13 protein-coding genes are annotated in these 15,166 nt (G+C 61.4%); 8 read left to right on the forward strand and 5 right to left on the reverse strand.

Annotated features, from left to right (window positions below; all coding sequences use genetic code 11):
• The first annotated feature begins 18 nt into the window (after positions 1-18).
• The 3 genes from KX729_RS11705 (at position 19) to KX729_RS11715 (ending at position 3,460) form a co-directional block, all read left to right on the forward strand.
• A complete protein-coding gene (locus tag KX729_RS11705; RefSeq protein ID WP_219742647.1) occupies positions 19-1,269 on the forward strand; it encodes an NAD(P)/FAD-dependent oxidoreductase in 1,251 nt (416 codons plus the stop codon).
• Between the two features lie 101 nt (positions 1,270-1,370).
• Positions 1,371-2,510, forward strand: a complete 1,140-nt coding sequence (locus KX729_RS11710) for a M24 family metallopeptidase (RefSeq protein WP_219742648.1) — start codon at positions 1,371-1,373, stop codon at positions 2,508-2,510.
• A 38-nt stretch (positions 2,511-2,548) separates the two neighbouring features.
• Positions 2,549-3,460: a dihydrodipicolinate synthase family protein gene (locus tag KX729_RS11715; RefSeq protein ID WP_219742649.1), complete on the forward strand. Its 912-nt coding sequence runs from the start codon at positions 2,549-2,551 to the stop codon at positions 3,458-3,460.
• Between the two features lie 204 nt (positions 3,461-3,664).
• Here the strand turns inward: KX729_RS11715 and KX729_RS11720 are convergent, their stop codons facing one another.
• A complete protein-coding gene (locus KX729_RS11720; protein ID WP_219742650.1) occupies positions 3,665-5,026 on the reverse strand; it encodes an MFS transporter in 1,362 nt (453 codons plus the stop codon).
• Between the two features lie 333 nt (positions 5,027-5,359).
• Here KX729_RS11720 and cyoA point away from each other — a divergent pair, with 333 nt between their 5' ends.
• The 5 genes from cyoA (at position 5,360) to KX729_RS11745 (ending at position 10,535) form a co-directional block, all read left to right on the forward strand.
• Positions 5,360-6,526 carry a ubiquinol oxidase subunit II gene (gene cyoA, locus KX729_RS11725; RefSeq protein ID WP_219742651.1) on the forward strand — a complete coding sequence of 389 codons (1,167 nt, stop codon included), beginning with the start codon at positions 5,360-5,362 and terminating at the stop codon, positions 6,524-6,526.
• Positions 6,527-6,546: 20 nt separating this feature from the next.
• Entirely contained in the window at positions 6,547-8,550 is a 2,004-nt protein-coding gene (cyoB, locus tag KX729_RS11730; protein ID WP_219742652.1) for a cytochrome o ubiquinol oxidase subunit I, read from the forward strand.
• A 4-nt stretch (positions 8,551-8,554) separates the two neighbouring features.
• Entirely contained in the window at positions 8,555-9,187 is a 633-nt protein-coding gene (gene cyoC, locus KX729_RS11735) for a cytochrome o ubiquinol oxidase subunit III (protein WP_219742653.1), read from the forward strand.
• Complete coding sequence (cyoD, locus tag KX729_RS11740; RefSeq protein WP_219742654.1) at positions 9,184-9,603, forward strand: cytochrome o ubiquinol oxidase subunit IV; 420 nt, start codon at positions 9,184-9,186, stop codon at positions 9,601-9,603. The genes cyoC and cyoD overlap by 4 nt, the downstream gene beginning before the upstream one ends.
• Positions 9,604-9,824: 221 nt before the next feature.
• The gene (locus KX729_RS11745; protein WP_219742655.1) at positions 9,825-10,535 is read left to right on the forward strand and encodes an SURF1 family protein; all 711 of its coding nucleotides are present in this window, start codon (positions 9,825-9,827) and stop codon (positions 10,533-10,535) included.
• A 38-nt stretch (positions 10,536-10,573) separates the two neighbouring features.
• On the opposite strand, the gene pdxA is transcribed toward KX729_RS11745, so the two are convergent.
• The 4 genes from pdxA to KX729_RS11765 form a co-directional block, all read right to left on the reverse strand.
• Positions 10,574-11,551: a 4-hydroxythreonine-4-phosphate dehydrogenase PdxA gene (gene pdxA, locus KX729_RS11750; protein WP_219742656.1), complete on the reverse strand. Its 978-nt coding sequence runs from the start codon at positions 11,549-11,551 to the stop codon at positions 10,574-10,576.
• Between the two features lie 25 nt (positions 11,552-11,576).
• Entirely contained in the window at positions 11,577-12,710 is a 1,134-nt protein-coding gene (locus tag KX729_RS11755) for an iron-containing alcohol dehydrogenase (protein WP_219742657.1), read from the reverse strand.
• A gap of 248 nt (positions 12,711-12,958) precedes the next feature.
• Complete coding sequence (locus KX729_RS11760) at positions 12,959-14,149, reverse strand: sialidase family protein (RefSeq protein WP_219742658.1); 1,191 nt, start codon at positions 14,147-14,149, stop codon at positions 12,959-12,961.
• Positions 14,150-14,163: 14 nt separating this feature from the next.
• The gene (locus tag KX729_RS11765; protein WP_219742659.1) at positions 14,164-15,072 is read right to left on the reverse strand and encodes a dihydrodipicolinate synthase family protein; all 909 of its coding nucleotides are present in this window, start codon (positions 15,070-15,072) and stop codon (positions 14,164-14,166) included.
• Positions 15,073-15,166 lie beyond the last annotated feature (94 nt).

The following is a 15,166-nucleotide window of genomic DNA, read 5'->3' on the forward strand; positions in this document are numbered from 1 at the left end:
CTTCCAAGGACCAGACCCATGACCAATCCCTCGATCGATGCGCTTGTCATCGGCACGGGCATTATCGGCGCTATGACGGCGCATTACCTGCAGCAGGATGGCCGCACGGTGACGTTCGTCGAGCGCGGCGAAGTCTCGCGCGGCGCTTCCAGCGGCAATGCCGGCATTCTCGCCTTTCCGGAAATCATCCCGATCGCCGCACCGGGCATGATGCGCAAAGCACCGAAGTGGCTGATCGATCCGCTCGGCCCGCTCAGCCTGCCGCCATCCTATGCGCTCAACATGGTGCCGTGGCTCTGGCGGTTGTGGCGCGCCAGTGCCCGTTCGAATTTTGAGCGCACCGTCGCGGTCCACGCGAGCATCATGCCGCTCGCCCGCGCCGAATGGCTGAATGTCATCGACCGCACCGGCCTCGGCAACATGGTCAGCCGCACCGGCACGCTCGATCTCTACGACAGCGAGGCGAGCCTGTTTTCCGCCTCCACCGACTGGGAGCGCAAGCGCAAGGCGGGTTTCGGATTTGAGCGCATCGGCCGCGACGAGATCGAGAAGCTCCAGCCGGGACTCGCGCCGCATATCCAGCACGCCATCTTCTCACCCGATGGCCTGCAGGTGGGTGACCCTTACGAATTTACCAAGGCCCTCGTAGACAACGTCATCTCGCGCGGCGCGACATTGCGGGCCGGCGACGTCAAGGCGATCGAACCGACCGCTTCCGGCGCCCGCGTGATCCTGGCGGACGGTCCGGCGCTTGAAGCGAAGACCGTGGTTCTTGCCGGTGGCGCCTGGTCGAAATCGGTGGCGGCGAGCCTTGGCGATTTCGTACCGCTGGAAACCGAGCGCGGTTACAACACGACACTGCCGCCCGGAGCTTTTCCGCTGCAACGCCAGCTCTATTTCAACGATCACGGCTTCGTCGTCACACCGCTCTCGACCGGCATCCGTATCGGCGGCGCGGTGGAGCTCGGCGGCCTGAAACTGGCGCCGAACTACAAGCGCTCCGAAGCGATGCTGAAAAAGGCCAAGATGTTCCTGCCGGAGCTGAAGACCGAAGGCGGGCGCCAGTGGATGGGTTTCCGTCCTTCGACGGCGGATTGCATCCCCGTCATCGGACCGTCGGGCCGCTCGCCAAACATCATCCATGCTTTCGGGCACGGCCATCTCGGGCTCACGCAATCGGCAGCGACCGGCCGTCTGGTCGCCGAATTTGCTGCAGGCCGCAAGCCTTCGATTGATCTCACCCCGTTCGATATCGGCCGTTTTCGCTGATTTCTAAATAGTTTGCCGGCAGCGACGCGGCGTGCCGCAAGTTCTTGTCGACAAACTAAATACAAAGATGTATAGGGAATACACTTCGTAGAGGAGCGAACATGGCCTGGTCCCATCCCGTACCGCAGATCACCGATGCCGAGCGCCGCGAGCGCCTGGCGCGCCTGCAGGCAACGCTTTCGGAAAAGGGCCTTGGCGGCGTGTTGCTCGGTTCCACCGAAAGCCTGCGCTATTTCACCGGCCTCGTCTGGCATCAAAGCGAGCGCCTCGTCGGCGCGCTGGTGACGCCGAATTCGGTGACGTTCATTGCGCCGGGTTTCGAGGAAAGCCGCGTCGAAAGCCTGCCGCATCTGCCTGGCGATATTGCTGTCTGGCAGGAGGACGAGTCGAGCGCCGCACTCGTGGCTTCGCTGATGTCGGCCGGCGGTAAGCTCGCGCTCGACGATTCCCTGCCGCTCTTCGTTTATCATCAGCTTGCAGGCGTTTTCGGCCAAGACCGCCTGGTTGACGGCGGCCGGCTGCTGCGCGAAATGCGCATCCGCAAGTCCAAAGCCGAGATCGCGCTGATCGAATATGCCATGGGCCTGACGCTGGAAGCGCATCGCCGCGCGCATGCCTTCATCAAGCCGGGCGTCAAGGCTTCCGAAGTGGTGCGTTACATCGACCAGCAGCACAAGGCGCTCGGCGCCAGCGGTTCCAGCTTCTGCATCGTCTCCTTCGGTATCGCCACCTCGCTGCCGCATGGCGCCGATGGCGAGCAGATCTACCAGCCGGGCGATGTCGTGCTGGTTGATACCGGCTGCCGGCTTGACGGTTACCATTCAGACCTCACCCGCACCTATGTGATGGAAGAGCCGACCCAGGAATTTGCGACCGCCTGGGCGATCGAGCGCGAGGCCGAACAAGCCGTGTTCGACGCTGCCAAGCTCGGCGCCACCTGCGGCAGCCTCGACGATGCGGCCCGCAAGGTGCTCGCCAAACACGGTCTCGGCCCGGACTATGTGCTGCCCGGCCTGCCGCACCGCGCCGGCCACGGGCTCGGCCTGGAAATCCACGAAGAGCCCTATGTCGTTCGTGGCAATGCCACGGTTCTCGAACCCGGCATGTGTTTCTCGAACGAACCGATGATCGTTTATCCCCGCCGCTTCGGCATCCGCCTGGAAGACCATATCCACATGACCGAAACCGGCCCGAAATGGTTCACCGAACCATCGAAGGGTCCGGCTGAACCTTTCGCTTGAAACCAACCGACACATTATCAATCAGAGGAGTTCCCGCAATGACCACAGGCTGGACCGGCGTTTTCCCCGCCGTCACGACACAATTTAATGAAGACTTCTCCGTCGACCTGAAGGCGACGCAGGGCGTGCAGGACGCGCTGGTGCGCGACGGCGTCAACGGCCTGATCGTCATGGGCACCTGCGGCGAGAACAACTCGCTCGATCCGGAAGAAAAGCGCACCATCCTGAAGGCCGCCGTCGAAGTCGTCGCCGGCCGCGTTCCGGTCGTCACCGGCGTTTCCGAATTCGACACCCGCCGTGCGATCGCCTATGCTCGCGACGCTGAAAAGCTCGGCGCCGATGGCCTGATGCTGCTGCCGGCCATGGTCTATGTGCCGAAGCCGGACGAACTGGTCGCGCATTTCAAGGCGGTTGCGGAAGCCACCTCGCTGCCGATCATGCTCTACAACAACCCGCCGGCCTATCGCGTCAATGTCACCAACGAAGTGCTGCAGCAGCTCGAAGGTGTCAAGAACATCAAGGCCGTCAAGGAAAGCGCGCCGGATCCGCGCCGTTTCACCGACCTTCACAATGCTTTCGGTGATCGTTTCGACATCTTCGCCGGCCTCGACGACGTGGCTCTCGAAGGCCTGATGCTCGGCGCCAAGGGCTGGGTCTCCGGCCTCACCAGCGCCTTCCCGCAGGAATCGGTGGCGCTCGTTGCCGCTGCCGCCCGCGGCGACTGGGAAGAAGCCCGCACCATCTATCGCTGGTTCATGCCGCTCCTGCATCTCGATGCGGAACACGACCTCGTCCAGTCGATCAAGCTCGCCGAGCAGATCATGGGCCGCGGTTCGGAACGCGTCCGCATGCCGCGTATGCTGCTGACGGGTGCGCGTCGCGCCGAAGTGACGGCAATGGTCGAGAAGGCTGCTGCGACGCGGCCGACGCTGAAGAAGAAGGCTGCTTGAAACTGAGCTTGTAGCCCCCTCATCCGCCTGCCGGCCCCTTCTCCCCGCTGGGGAGAAGGGGAAATGCCGCAGCGTCGCCGATCTTCCTCTCCCCTTGGGGAGAGGGTGGCCGAGCGGAGCGGAGGCCGGGTGAGGGGGCCGCAAACTCTGCAGCTCGCTAGATACAAAAAAGCCGGGCTTAGCCCGGCTTTTTCTTTTGGTATCTCAGCCCTTATTTGGCCCCGGCTCGTTGCTCTGATCCAGCACCCGCGTCAGGCTCAGCGCCACCAGCGAGCAGATCGCACCCGAGATCAGATATCCACCGATGAAGATGATCCCGAAATTGGTCGCGAGACCGTACGCCACAAGCGGTGCAAAACCGGCACCGACCAACCAGGCAAGGTCGGACGTGAGGGCCGCACCGGTATAACGATAATACTGGGTGAAGCGCGACGAGACCGAGCCCGAAGCCTGGCCGAATGTGAGGCCGAGGATGAAGAAGCCGATCAGGATGAAGGCATCCTGCCCCTTGCCGCCGGCATCAAGCAGAAACGGCGCCGAGAACGAGAAGATGGCGATCAGCACGGCACCCAACATCAGCTGGCTGCGGCGGCCGATCCGGTCGGCGATAACGCCGGACAGCACGATGCCGACCACGCCGACGGCCGCGCCTGCCACTTGCACCCAGAGGAACTGCGCTGCCGACTGGCCGCCATTCAGGATGACCCAGCTCAGCGGGAAGATCGTCACCAGGTGGAACATCGCAAAGCTTGCAAGCGGCGCGAACGCGCCGAGAATCACGTCATTGGCGTGCTTGCTCAGCATCTCGAAGATCGGCCGGGCCTGCAGCTCGTTGGCTTCCATGGCAGCGCCGAATTCCTTGCTGGCGACGATGCGCAGACGGGCAAACAGCGCCACGACGTTGATCGCAAATGCCACGAAGAACGGATAACGCCAGCCCCAGGCGAGGAAATCCGCTTCCGAGAGATTGGCGACGAAATAGCCGAACAGGATGCTGGCCAGCGCAAAACCGATCGGCGCGCCGAGCTGCGGGATCATCGCATACCAGCCACGGCGATGCGGAGGGGCGTTGAGATTAAGAAGCGAGGCGAGACCATCCCAGGCGCCGCCGAGTGCAAAGCCTTGGCCCATGCGGAACAGCGCCAGCAGGGCGACAGCCCAATAACCGATCGTCTCATATCCCGGCAGGAAGGCGATCGACGCCGTCGAGCCACCGAGCAGGAAAAGCGCGATCGTCAGCTTCGTGCCGCGTCCGTAATTCCGGTCTATCCACATGAAGACGAACGAACCGACCGGGCGCGCCAGAAAGGCAAGCGGGAAGATCGCGAACGACATCAGCGTCGCAGCCGCATGGCTCGAGGCAAACGGAAAGATCAGCTTCGGGAAGACCAGGACCGAGCCCAGGCCGTACACGAAGAAGTCGAAGAATTCCGACATGCGACCGATGACCACACCGATGGCAATGCTGCCCGGCGAGATCGGCTTGTCGTCGTGCATGTGACGGGCGTCACGTTCTAGGCCCGACGAAGTCGGCCCATGGGGTGCGGGATTGACGACCGTGGTCATGAATTCCTCCTGGCGATGGTTCGCCTCATCCTTGAAATGTTGATCAACACGCAACGGAGATCAAGGAACAAGGCTTAAAAAACCTGACATTTTGCAGCGCTATGTTGCATCTCACCCCGTACAGCCTCTGGTCAGCACAACTGACTGTACTAGATTGCGACTTGGCGGATGCGGATACCGAGCATTCAGGGTGGTGCAGCAAAACGGTTTTTTTGGCCATGCGGTTTTTTGCTGCACCGCGACAGATTGCTGCACTGCGACGAACGACCTCATTCCGGCCGATGCCTGAACGCGATTACTCCCAGTTAGACAAAACGCAAATTCGAGCCCGAGATGACTCCACAGTTGAAATTCGTCGGACGGTTATTCGCTTTCCTGGCCTTGATGGCGCTTTCCGGGTGCAATCTGGTCGTCATGTCGCCTTCGGGCGACATCGCCAAGCAGCAGGCAGACCTAATCGTCATATCGGTCGTGCTGATGCTGCTGATCATCGTGCCGGTCCTGTTCCTGACGCTGTTCTTCGCCTGGCGTTACCGCAGTACCAATACCAAGGCACCCTATGATCCCGAATGGCATCATTCGACGCGGCTGGAAGTGATCATCTGGTCGGCGCCGCTCGCTATCATCATCGCGCTTGGCGCCGTCACCTGGATCAGCACCCACAAGCTCGATCCCTACCGGCCGCTCGACCGAATCGACGACCAGCGGCCGGTCACGGCCGAGATGAAGCCGATCAATGTGGAAGTGGTGGCGCTCGACTGGAAATGGCTGTTCTTCTACCCCGATTACGGCATTGCCACGGTCAACGAGATGGCGGCGCCGGTGGATGTGCCGATCAATTTCAAGATCACCGCCTCTTCCGTGATGAACTCGTTCTACGTACCGGCGCTTGCCGGGATGATCTATGCCATGCCCGGCATGGAAACCAAGCTGCACGCCGTGATCAACAAGCCCGGCGAATACGAAGGCCTGTCCGCCAATTATAGCGGCGACGGTTTTTCGCATATGCGCTTCAAGTTCCATGGCGTCGATCAGGCCGGCTTCGACCAGTGGGTCGCCCGTGTGAAGCAGAACGGCACGGCGCTGAACCGCGATGCCTATCTGAAACTCGAAAAGCCGAGCTCCAAGGAGCCGGTGCGCTATTACGCCAATGTCGAGGACGGGCTTTACAGGGCCGTGCTCAACATGTGCGCCACGCCCGGCAAGATGTGCATGGAAGAGATGATGCATATCGACATGATGGGCGGCGCCGGAACCGAAAGCCAGGAAAACCGCGAGAAGCTGGAGCACGACAATCGCCATGCCGGCGAAGCCGCGCACGGCGCCCCGGCCGCAACCTTCCCGGCCACCGGCGAACCGGCCCGCAGCGACCAATCGCAGAGCCCGGCTGAAAAGCCGGCCACGCAGCACGACATGCACAACATGCCCGGCATGCAGCACAACAATCAGGGCGGCGCGGCACCAGCGCAGCTCAACAACGAAGCCCCGGCCAAGCCCTGAACGAGATTCGGTAGAAACCCATGTTCGGTAATACTTCGCTTACGCAATTCCTGTTCGGGCGGCTGACGCTCGATGCCATTCCCTATCACGAGACGATCCTGGTCGTGACCTTCATCGGCGTTGCGATCGCCGGTCTCGCCGTTCTGGCACTGATCACCAAATACAAGCTCTGGGGTTATCTCTGGCACGACTGGTTCACCAGCGTCGATCACAAGAAGATCGGCATCATGTATATCGTGCTCGCCATCATCATGCTGCTGCGCGGCTTTTCCGACGCGATCCTGATGCGCATCCAGCAGGCGATCGCCTTCAACGGCAATGAAGGCTTCCTGCCGCCACATCACTACGACCAGATCTTCACCGCGCATGGCGTGATCATGATCTTCTTCGTGGCGATGCCCTTCGTCACCGGTTTCATGAACTATGTCGTGCCGCTGCAGATCGGCGCGCGCGACGTTTCCTTCCCCTTCCTCAACAATTTCTCGTTCTGGATGACCACGGCCGGGGCGATCATCATCATGATGTCGCTGTTCGTCGGCGAATTTGCCCGCACGGGCTGGCTGGCCTATCCTCCGCTTTCGGGCGCCGATTACAGTCCGGGCGTCGGGGTGGACTATTACATCTGGGGCCTGCAGGTGGCGGGCGTCGGCACGACATTGTCCGGCATCAACCTGATCGCGACGATCGTCAAGATGCGCGCGCCGGGCATGACCTTCATGAAAATGCCGGTCTTCACCTGGACCGCGCTCTGCACCAACATCCTGATCGTCGCGACCTTCCCGATCCTGACCGCAACGCTCGTGCTCCTGTCGCTCGACCGTTATGCCGGCACGAACTTCTTCACGAACGACCTCGGTGGCAACCCGATGATGTATGTGAATCTGATCTGGATCTGGGGCCATCCGGAAGTCTACATTCTCGTCCTGCCGGCCTTCGGCATCTTCTCGGAAGTTGTTGCGACCTTCTCCAGCAAGCGGCTCTTCGGTTACGCCTCGATGGTCTATGCGACCTGCGTGATCATGATCCTCTCCTACCTCGTCTGGCTGCACCACTTCTTCACGATGGGTTCGGGCGCCTCGGTGAACGCCTTCTTCGGCATCACCACCATGATCATCTCGATCCCGACAGGGGCGAAGATGTTCAACTGGCTCTTCACCATGTATCGCGGCCGTATCCGCTACGACGTGCCGATGCTGTGGACCGTCGGTTTCATGGTGACCTTCGTCATCGGCGGCATGACCGGTGTCATGCTGGCCATTCCGCCGGCCGACTTCGTACTGCACAATTCGCTGTTCCTGATCGCCCACTTCCACAACGTCATCATCGGCGGCGTGTTGTTCGGGCTGCTGGCAGGCGTCAACTACTGGTGGCCGAAGGCTTTCGGCTTCAGGCTGGACGCCTTCTGGGGCAAGGTAAGCTTCTGGTTCTGGCAGATAGGCTTCTTCTTCGCCTTCATGCCGCTTTATGTGCTTGGCCTGATGGGCGTCACCCGCCGCGTCAGCCAGTTCGAAGACCCGTCGCTGCAGATCTGGTTCGTTATTGCAGCCTTCGGCGCCGGCCTGATCGCCATCGGCATTCTCGCCTTCATCATCCAGATGGGCGTCAGCATCCTGCGCCGCGATCAGCTGCGCGATGATACGGGCGATCCGTGGGATGGCCGCACGCTGGAATGGTCGACCTCGTCTCCGCCGCCGGACTACAACTTCGCCTTCACGCCCGTCGTTCACGATCATGACGGTTGGTACGACATGAAGAACCGCGGTTACGAGCGCCCGCTCGGCGGCTTCAAGCCGATCCACATGCCGAAGAATACCGGCACCGGCGTCATCCTGTCCGGCATCAGCATCGTGCTCGCCTTCGCGCTGATCTGGTACATCTGGTGGCTGGCCGCCGTCTCCTTCGTGGCGCTGATCGCCACCGCGATAACCCACACGTTCAACTATAACCGGGATTTCCACATCCCTGCCGAAACCGTGACCGCAACAGAGGACGCGCGCTCCAAGCTGCTCGCGGACCGGACCTGAGATCATGAGCGAAACACACGTCCACAGCGCCAATCTGGATAACGAAAAGCCGCAGTTCTACGTGACGGAAGAGCACCACCCGGAAGGCAGCACCATGCTGGGTTTCTGGCTCTACCTGATGAGCGACTGCCTGATCTTCGCCGTCCTCTTCGCCACCCACGGCGTGCTCGGCCGCAACTATGCGGCCGGCCCCTCGCCCGCCGATCTGTTCGACCTGCCGCTCGTGGCGATCAATACCGCGATGCTGCTCCTCTCCTCCATCACCTATGGCTTCGCCATGCTGCAGATGGAGCGGGGCGCCAAGGCCGAGACGCTGTTCTGGCTCGGCATTACCGGCGTGTTCGGGGCGATCTTCCTGGGCCTCGAGCTTTACGAATTCGCGCACCTGATCCATGAAGGCGCCGGCCCGACCCGTTCGGCCTTCCTGTCGTCCTTCTTCACGCTGGTCGGCACCCACGGTCTACACGTCACCTTCGGCATCATCTGGCTGATCACGCTGATGGTGCAGGTGGCGCGGCGCGGTCTGATTGCTGAGAACAAACGCCGCCTGATGTGCCTTTCGATGTTCTGGCACTTCCTCGACGTCGTCTGGATCGGCGTCTTCTCCTTCGTCTACCTGATCGGATATATCGGATGAGTTCGCAGCCCCACGCATCTTCTCATGACCATGGCCACGAGAGCGCAAGCCACGCCCATCACGGCCATAGCAACGGTCACGGGGCCGGCCACGGCTCGTTCAAGAGCTACATGATCGGCTTCATCCTGTCGGTCGTCTTGACGGCGATCCCGTTCATCCTAGTCATGGGCGGCGTCTTCGACAGCAAGCTGACGACCGCCGTCTTCGTCATGGCCTTCGGCGTCGTTCAGATCGTCGTCCACATGATCTACTTCCTGCACATGAACCCGCGCTCGGAAGGCGGCTGGACGATGATGGCGCTGCTCTTCACCATCGTCATCGTCGGCATCATGCTCGCCGGCTCGCTCTGGGTCATGCATCACCTCAATACCAACATGATGCCCATGTCGCCGGAGATGATGAAGAACATGCCGTGAGGCTGTTTGTAAGAGGCGAGAGTGCTGTGCCCGTGATTACCCCCCTCTGCCCTGCCGGACAGCTCCCCCTCAAGGGAGGAGATTGGATGGGGCGCCGCCTCGCAAACATCCACCCTTTCGCTTGTCGCGAACGTTCAAGTAAGGACGGGGAGCAAGCCTTTGGCCGATCTCCCCCCTTGAGGGGGAGATGTCCGGCAGGACAGAGGGGGGTATAACACCCAATGCCCTCTCCATCATCCCTCCCGCGCCTCATCTTCACCGGTGCGCTTCTCTTCCTGACGCTCGTGTTCCTCGCTCTCGGCACCTGGCAAGTCCAACGCCTGTTCTGGAAGCTCGACCTGATCGCCCGCGTCGACGCCCGCGTGCATGCCGCTGCCGTGCAGCCACCTGCCGATTGGTCAGCCATCACCGCCGACCGCGACGAATACCGCCATGTCACCGCAACAGGCACCTTCGATCACAACAAGGAAGTGCTGGTTCAAGCCGTGACGGAACGCGGCGCCGGCTTCTGGGTCGTAACACCGCTTTCTCTGAAGGACGGAACCACGGTCCTCGTCAATCGCGGCTTCGTGCCCGCCGATCGCCGCGACTCAGCCTCACGGGCCGAGGGCCAAATCACCGGCAATGTCCAGATCACAGGCCTCTTGCGCATCACCGAACCCGACGGCGCTTTCCTGCGCTCCAACGATCCGCAAAACGGACGCTGGTATTCCCGCGATGTCGCAGCGATCGCAAAAGCGGCAGGGCTGGCAAATACCGCCCCCTACTTCATCGATGCCGATGCAACGCCAAATCCGGGCGGTCTGCCGATCGGCGGACTCACCATCGTCCAGTTCCGCAATTCACATCTGGTCTATGCACTGACCTGGTTTGCCATGGCGCTGATGAGCACCGGCGCGGCGTGGTTCGTTTATCGCCGCCGCCTGTCCTGACGGCGGCCGGCGCTAGCTGCCAGATTCAAACGCCGAATTCAGGCATCCGTGCGCCCGCCGGCAATCAGCCGCGCATAGGAAATCGCCGACAACATGTTGACGTGGTTCGCCTTGCCTGTGCCGGCGATGTCGAAGGCCGTGCCGTGGTCCACCGAAACACGGTCGATCGGCAGGCCGAGCGAGACATTCACCGCGCTATCGAAAGCGACGAGCTTGATCGGGATATGACCCTGGTCATGATACTGCGCCACGACGAGATCGAAAGCACCGTTATAGGCGCGTGCAAATACGGTATCCGCCGAGATCGGCCCGACGACATCGATGCCCTTGGCCCGCGCCTGCTCGACGGCCGGAGCGAGGAATTCCGTATCTTCGGTGCCAAAAAGGCCGTTCTCGCCGCAATGCGGATTGAGCCCGGCAACGGCGATCTTCGCCTTTTTACCGATCCGCAGGAAATGCTGGTGACCGGCTTCGATCGTCGCCAGAACCCGCTCCGTCTTCGCCCGCTCGATTGCGCCCTTCAGCGAAATATGCGTCGAAACGTGGATGGTGTTCAGCCGCTCGGAGGCGAGCAGCATGAAGGAGCTTTTCGAACCGGTGAGATGCGCCAGAAGACCCGTATGGCCGTCGTAATGATGGCCGGCGAGGTTCATCGCTTCCTTGTTGATCGGCGCGGTGACGATGCAATCGACATCATGCGCCAGAGCCATTTCGACGGCGCGGCGAATATAACGCACCGAAGCATCGCCGGCGATTTCGCTGACCTTGCCGATCTCCGGCAGCGGCCCAGAGAGAGGCACTTCATCGACAGTGATCGCACCGGCCTTCGGCGTGGTGGAGAAAGCGAGCGCGGTTCCACAGGACTTGTTCGCCCGTTCCAGCGCCTCGACATTGCCGACGACAGTGAAAAATGCGCGCTCGCTTTCCGGCAGCGCCGTCAGGGCCTTGACGATGACTTCCGGGCCGACGCCCGCCGGATCGCCTAACGTGACCGCGATGCGCGTATTCTTGCTCATGATCGGATGCCCTTCCCTATGATTTTCAGTATGCCGCTTCGTAGATCGCCAGGATATCGGCGCGAGACAGGTCGCGCGGATTGTTATCGAGAAGCCGGCGGATGGCAAAGGCGTCATCGGCCATGATGCCGAGATCGGTTTCCGGCACGCCGACCTTGGAAAGCTTCATCTCGATATCGAGCGAGGCGCAGAAGGCATGCGCCGCCTCGAAGACTGAACCAACCGTGCTGGAATGTTTGAGGCTGAGCGCATCGAGGATCGCCGCCGTCTTTTCCGGTACGGCGGGCGTGTTGAAGGCCAGGACATGCGGGAAGATCAGCGCATTGGCCGCGCCATGCGCCACGTGCCAGCGGGTGCCGAGCGGATAGGCCAGCGCATGGCCGGCCGCCGTATTGACCGGGCCGAGGCAATAACCGCCATACAGCGAGGCGAGCGACAGGCCGGCGCGGGCTTCCGCATCATTGCCGTCGGCCACGGCGCGGGCGAGATATTTTCCGACCAGCCGCACGCCTTCGATGGCGTAAAGGTCGATCGCCGGATGGGCCTTGCGGTTGGTATAGGCCTCGACGCAATGGGCCATGGCATCAACGCCGGTGGCGGCGGTGATGCGCGGCGGCACGGAGAAAGTCAGCGCCGGATCGATGACGGCAATATCGGCCAGCATATGAATGCTCTCGACCGCAAGCTTGCTCTGGGTGGCCGGATCGGTGACCAGCGCTCGGATGCCGGCCTCGCTACCTGTGCCGGATGTGGTCGGAACCTGCGCCAATGCCGCCTTGCCTCGGGATGCAACCTTGTTCGGTCCCACGACTTCGGCAAATGTCTGGGAGGAACCGGCGAGAACGGCGGCAAGCTTGGCAAGATCCATGGCGCTGCCGCCGCCGAAACCGACGATCAGATCGGCATCCGCCTGATTGGCGGCGGCGAGAACCTTGTTGAGGTCGTTGGTATCCGGCTCGGCGCGCACTTCGCCGAATACCGTGACCTCGCCCTTCAGGCCCAGCGCATCGGCGCGCGGCGCGTTAAAAGCGTCGGAAATCACCAGAATGCGCGTGAACTTTCGCTGCTCGGCCCATACGCCAAGCCGTTCGGCGGTGCCGACACCGAATTCGATCACCGGCGGCCGGACCATGACGATCGGCTTGCTCAAAGTGTCCATGCGCTTTACCTCTTCCCACGCTGACCATTTCGTCTGCGTCTATTAGATGTAAATTTGTTATATCCTTCGCGTAGACTTGGCAAGCGCTATATGGCCATTTCACGATATTCACACCACTCGCCGACAGAGAAACCCCGCCTTGAGGTACAGTTTTCTTCAACGAATTTAATGGGAAAGCGTAACACTAGCCGCTCGCCATCCACCAGACAACGACGGCGAGCAACACAGCCAAGATTTGTCAGAACTTGTTAAATCTCGAAAAACGAAGGCTCCAGGCGCACGTATTTGATAGCGCGGCGGAAATAGGTGTAGGCGATATGCAAAACGCCACCCGGTCCCTGAATGACCGAGGGGTAGGAAAATTCGCGGTTCAGCATGTCGGTGGAATTGTTGCTGAGGCAGTAGCCATCGCCGGTATCGAGATCGAAGCGGACCGGAAACGTCTCGCCGCCATCGCGGGAAATGGCAAGGCTCAGCGGAGCCCGGGGCACGCCCCAGACGGCACCGTTTGTGCGCAGCGCGGCTTCCGGCTCCGATACAGCTTCTTCGCCATCATCACCTTCGATTTCATCGTAAAGCGAAAGTCGCCGGGCATCCGACATGCCGGCGTCGGAATGGTTGTAAACAACTGCAATTGCTCCATCTTTCAGGCGTGATGCCTGGATGGAGGAATTGTTGTTCGGCAGTTCCGTCGGCTCCGGCGCACTCCAGGTCAGTCCATTGTCGCTGGACCGGCTGCGCAGGATGCGCGTCGCAAACCGGTTGCGGTAAAAGGCGACCATGTCGCGGCCTTGCAAAGGCACGATGTTCATATGCACTGCGCCGATACTGTCCGGCACCTCGACCATCTGCCAACTTTTCCCTGCGTCGCGCGAAATCAGCACACCGGCGCGGTCGATATCGCCGGTCCACCGGCGCCCCGCTTCAGTCAGGCAGCGGAAGACCGGCAAGAGCCAGTTGCCGTCGGCATTCACCACAATTGCCTGGCGGATGAATGTGCCGGGAATATCACAGAGGATTTCCGGCGCGCCGAACGTGCGGCCGCCATCAGCCGACACGCGTTTCTTGACAACTGCGCCATCTTGATTGCCGGATGTCTGCGAAGTGTAGAGCAACCACACCTTGCCGTCCGGCGCGGTGAAGACCAGCGGGTTCTGCTCGGATTTCGTGGCGTCGTCGCTGAGCTTTTCGGCCTTCGACCAGGTCGTTGCACCAGGTGCCAGACGTGACATGTAAACGGAGATGTCACCCATGCCCTCCATCGTGCCGCCGAACCAGACGCAGGTCAGCGTGCCATCGGCGAGAAAAGCGAGGTTTGCCGCGTGGTTCTGGACGCAAGGGGATGGCAGATAGGCGTCCGAACGGCCGGAGCCGTTCGGGCCGATTTCGCCGGTCATCAGGGCTGGAACTTCGGAAGGGTCAAGCGCTGTAAAGGTCATGACAGATCAACCACTTAAGGGAGTTCGGCATATTTCGCCGAAAGATCGGTGAATTCGGCATCGCTGAGCGCCATCAGCGGTGCACGGGCACGACGCCACGCGCTTTCACCGGTCTTCAGGCCAACCATCGCCTTGATCGTCGGGATTTGCACATAGGAATTGGAGAGCGTGCGATAGACGTTGATCCGCGCCTGCGCCTCATCGACCACAGCCGCCTTGGCCGGATCGGCGACATTGTCGAAGATCGTGCGCAACGAATCCGCCACGAGGTTGGAGGTGGCCGTGATGCAGCCAGCGCCTCCGGATTTCAGCAGCGGCAACATCAGCGGATCGGCGCCGGCCAGAACCGAGAAGCCCGGCAACGCCGCGACGATCGCCTGCATGTTGGCAAGATCGCCGGCGGAATCCTTGATGCCGACGATCGTCTTCGGGAAGGCTTTGACCAGCCGCTCGATCAGCGGGATCGACAGCGGCACGCCGGAGACCTGCGGGATGTGGTAAAGCACGATCCGCAGGCGATCATCGCCAATCTTTTCAATGATTTGCGAATAGGCGGTAAACAACCCATCGTCACTCACGCCTTTGTAGTAGCAAGGCGGCAACATGACGACCTTGGTGACGCCGTTGACGAGCGCATGTCTGGTCAGCGCCACCGTATCGGGAATAGCGACAAGTCCCGTGCCCGGCATCAGCTGCTCCGGCGCGATGCCGGCCATCAAAGCGGCTTCGAGGATTGTCTGGCGCTCAGTGATCGAGAAAGAATTGGCTTCGCCGGTCGTACCGAGCAGCGCCACGCCGTGGCAGCCTTCCGCCAGAAGGCGTTTGCAATGGGCGGTAAACAGGCCAAGTTCCGGCGCGCCACTCGCATCTACCGGCGTGGCGGCGGCGCAGAAGACGCCTGAAATCGCGTGATTGTCTGACATGTTATCCTCCCGATCCCGCACCGCCTGACAAATGGCGGCGCTCCACAGCTCTTTGCGAGCGCGACATGCCGCGTTTCTGACGCCAAACATGGGC

Source organism: Neorhizobium populisoli (assembly GCF_019430945.1).
Lineage (GTDB): Bacteria > Pseudomonadota > Alphaproteobacteria > Rhizobiales > Rhizobiaceae > Neorhizobium > Neorhizobium populisoli.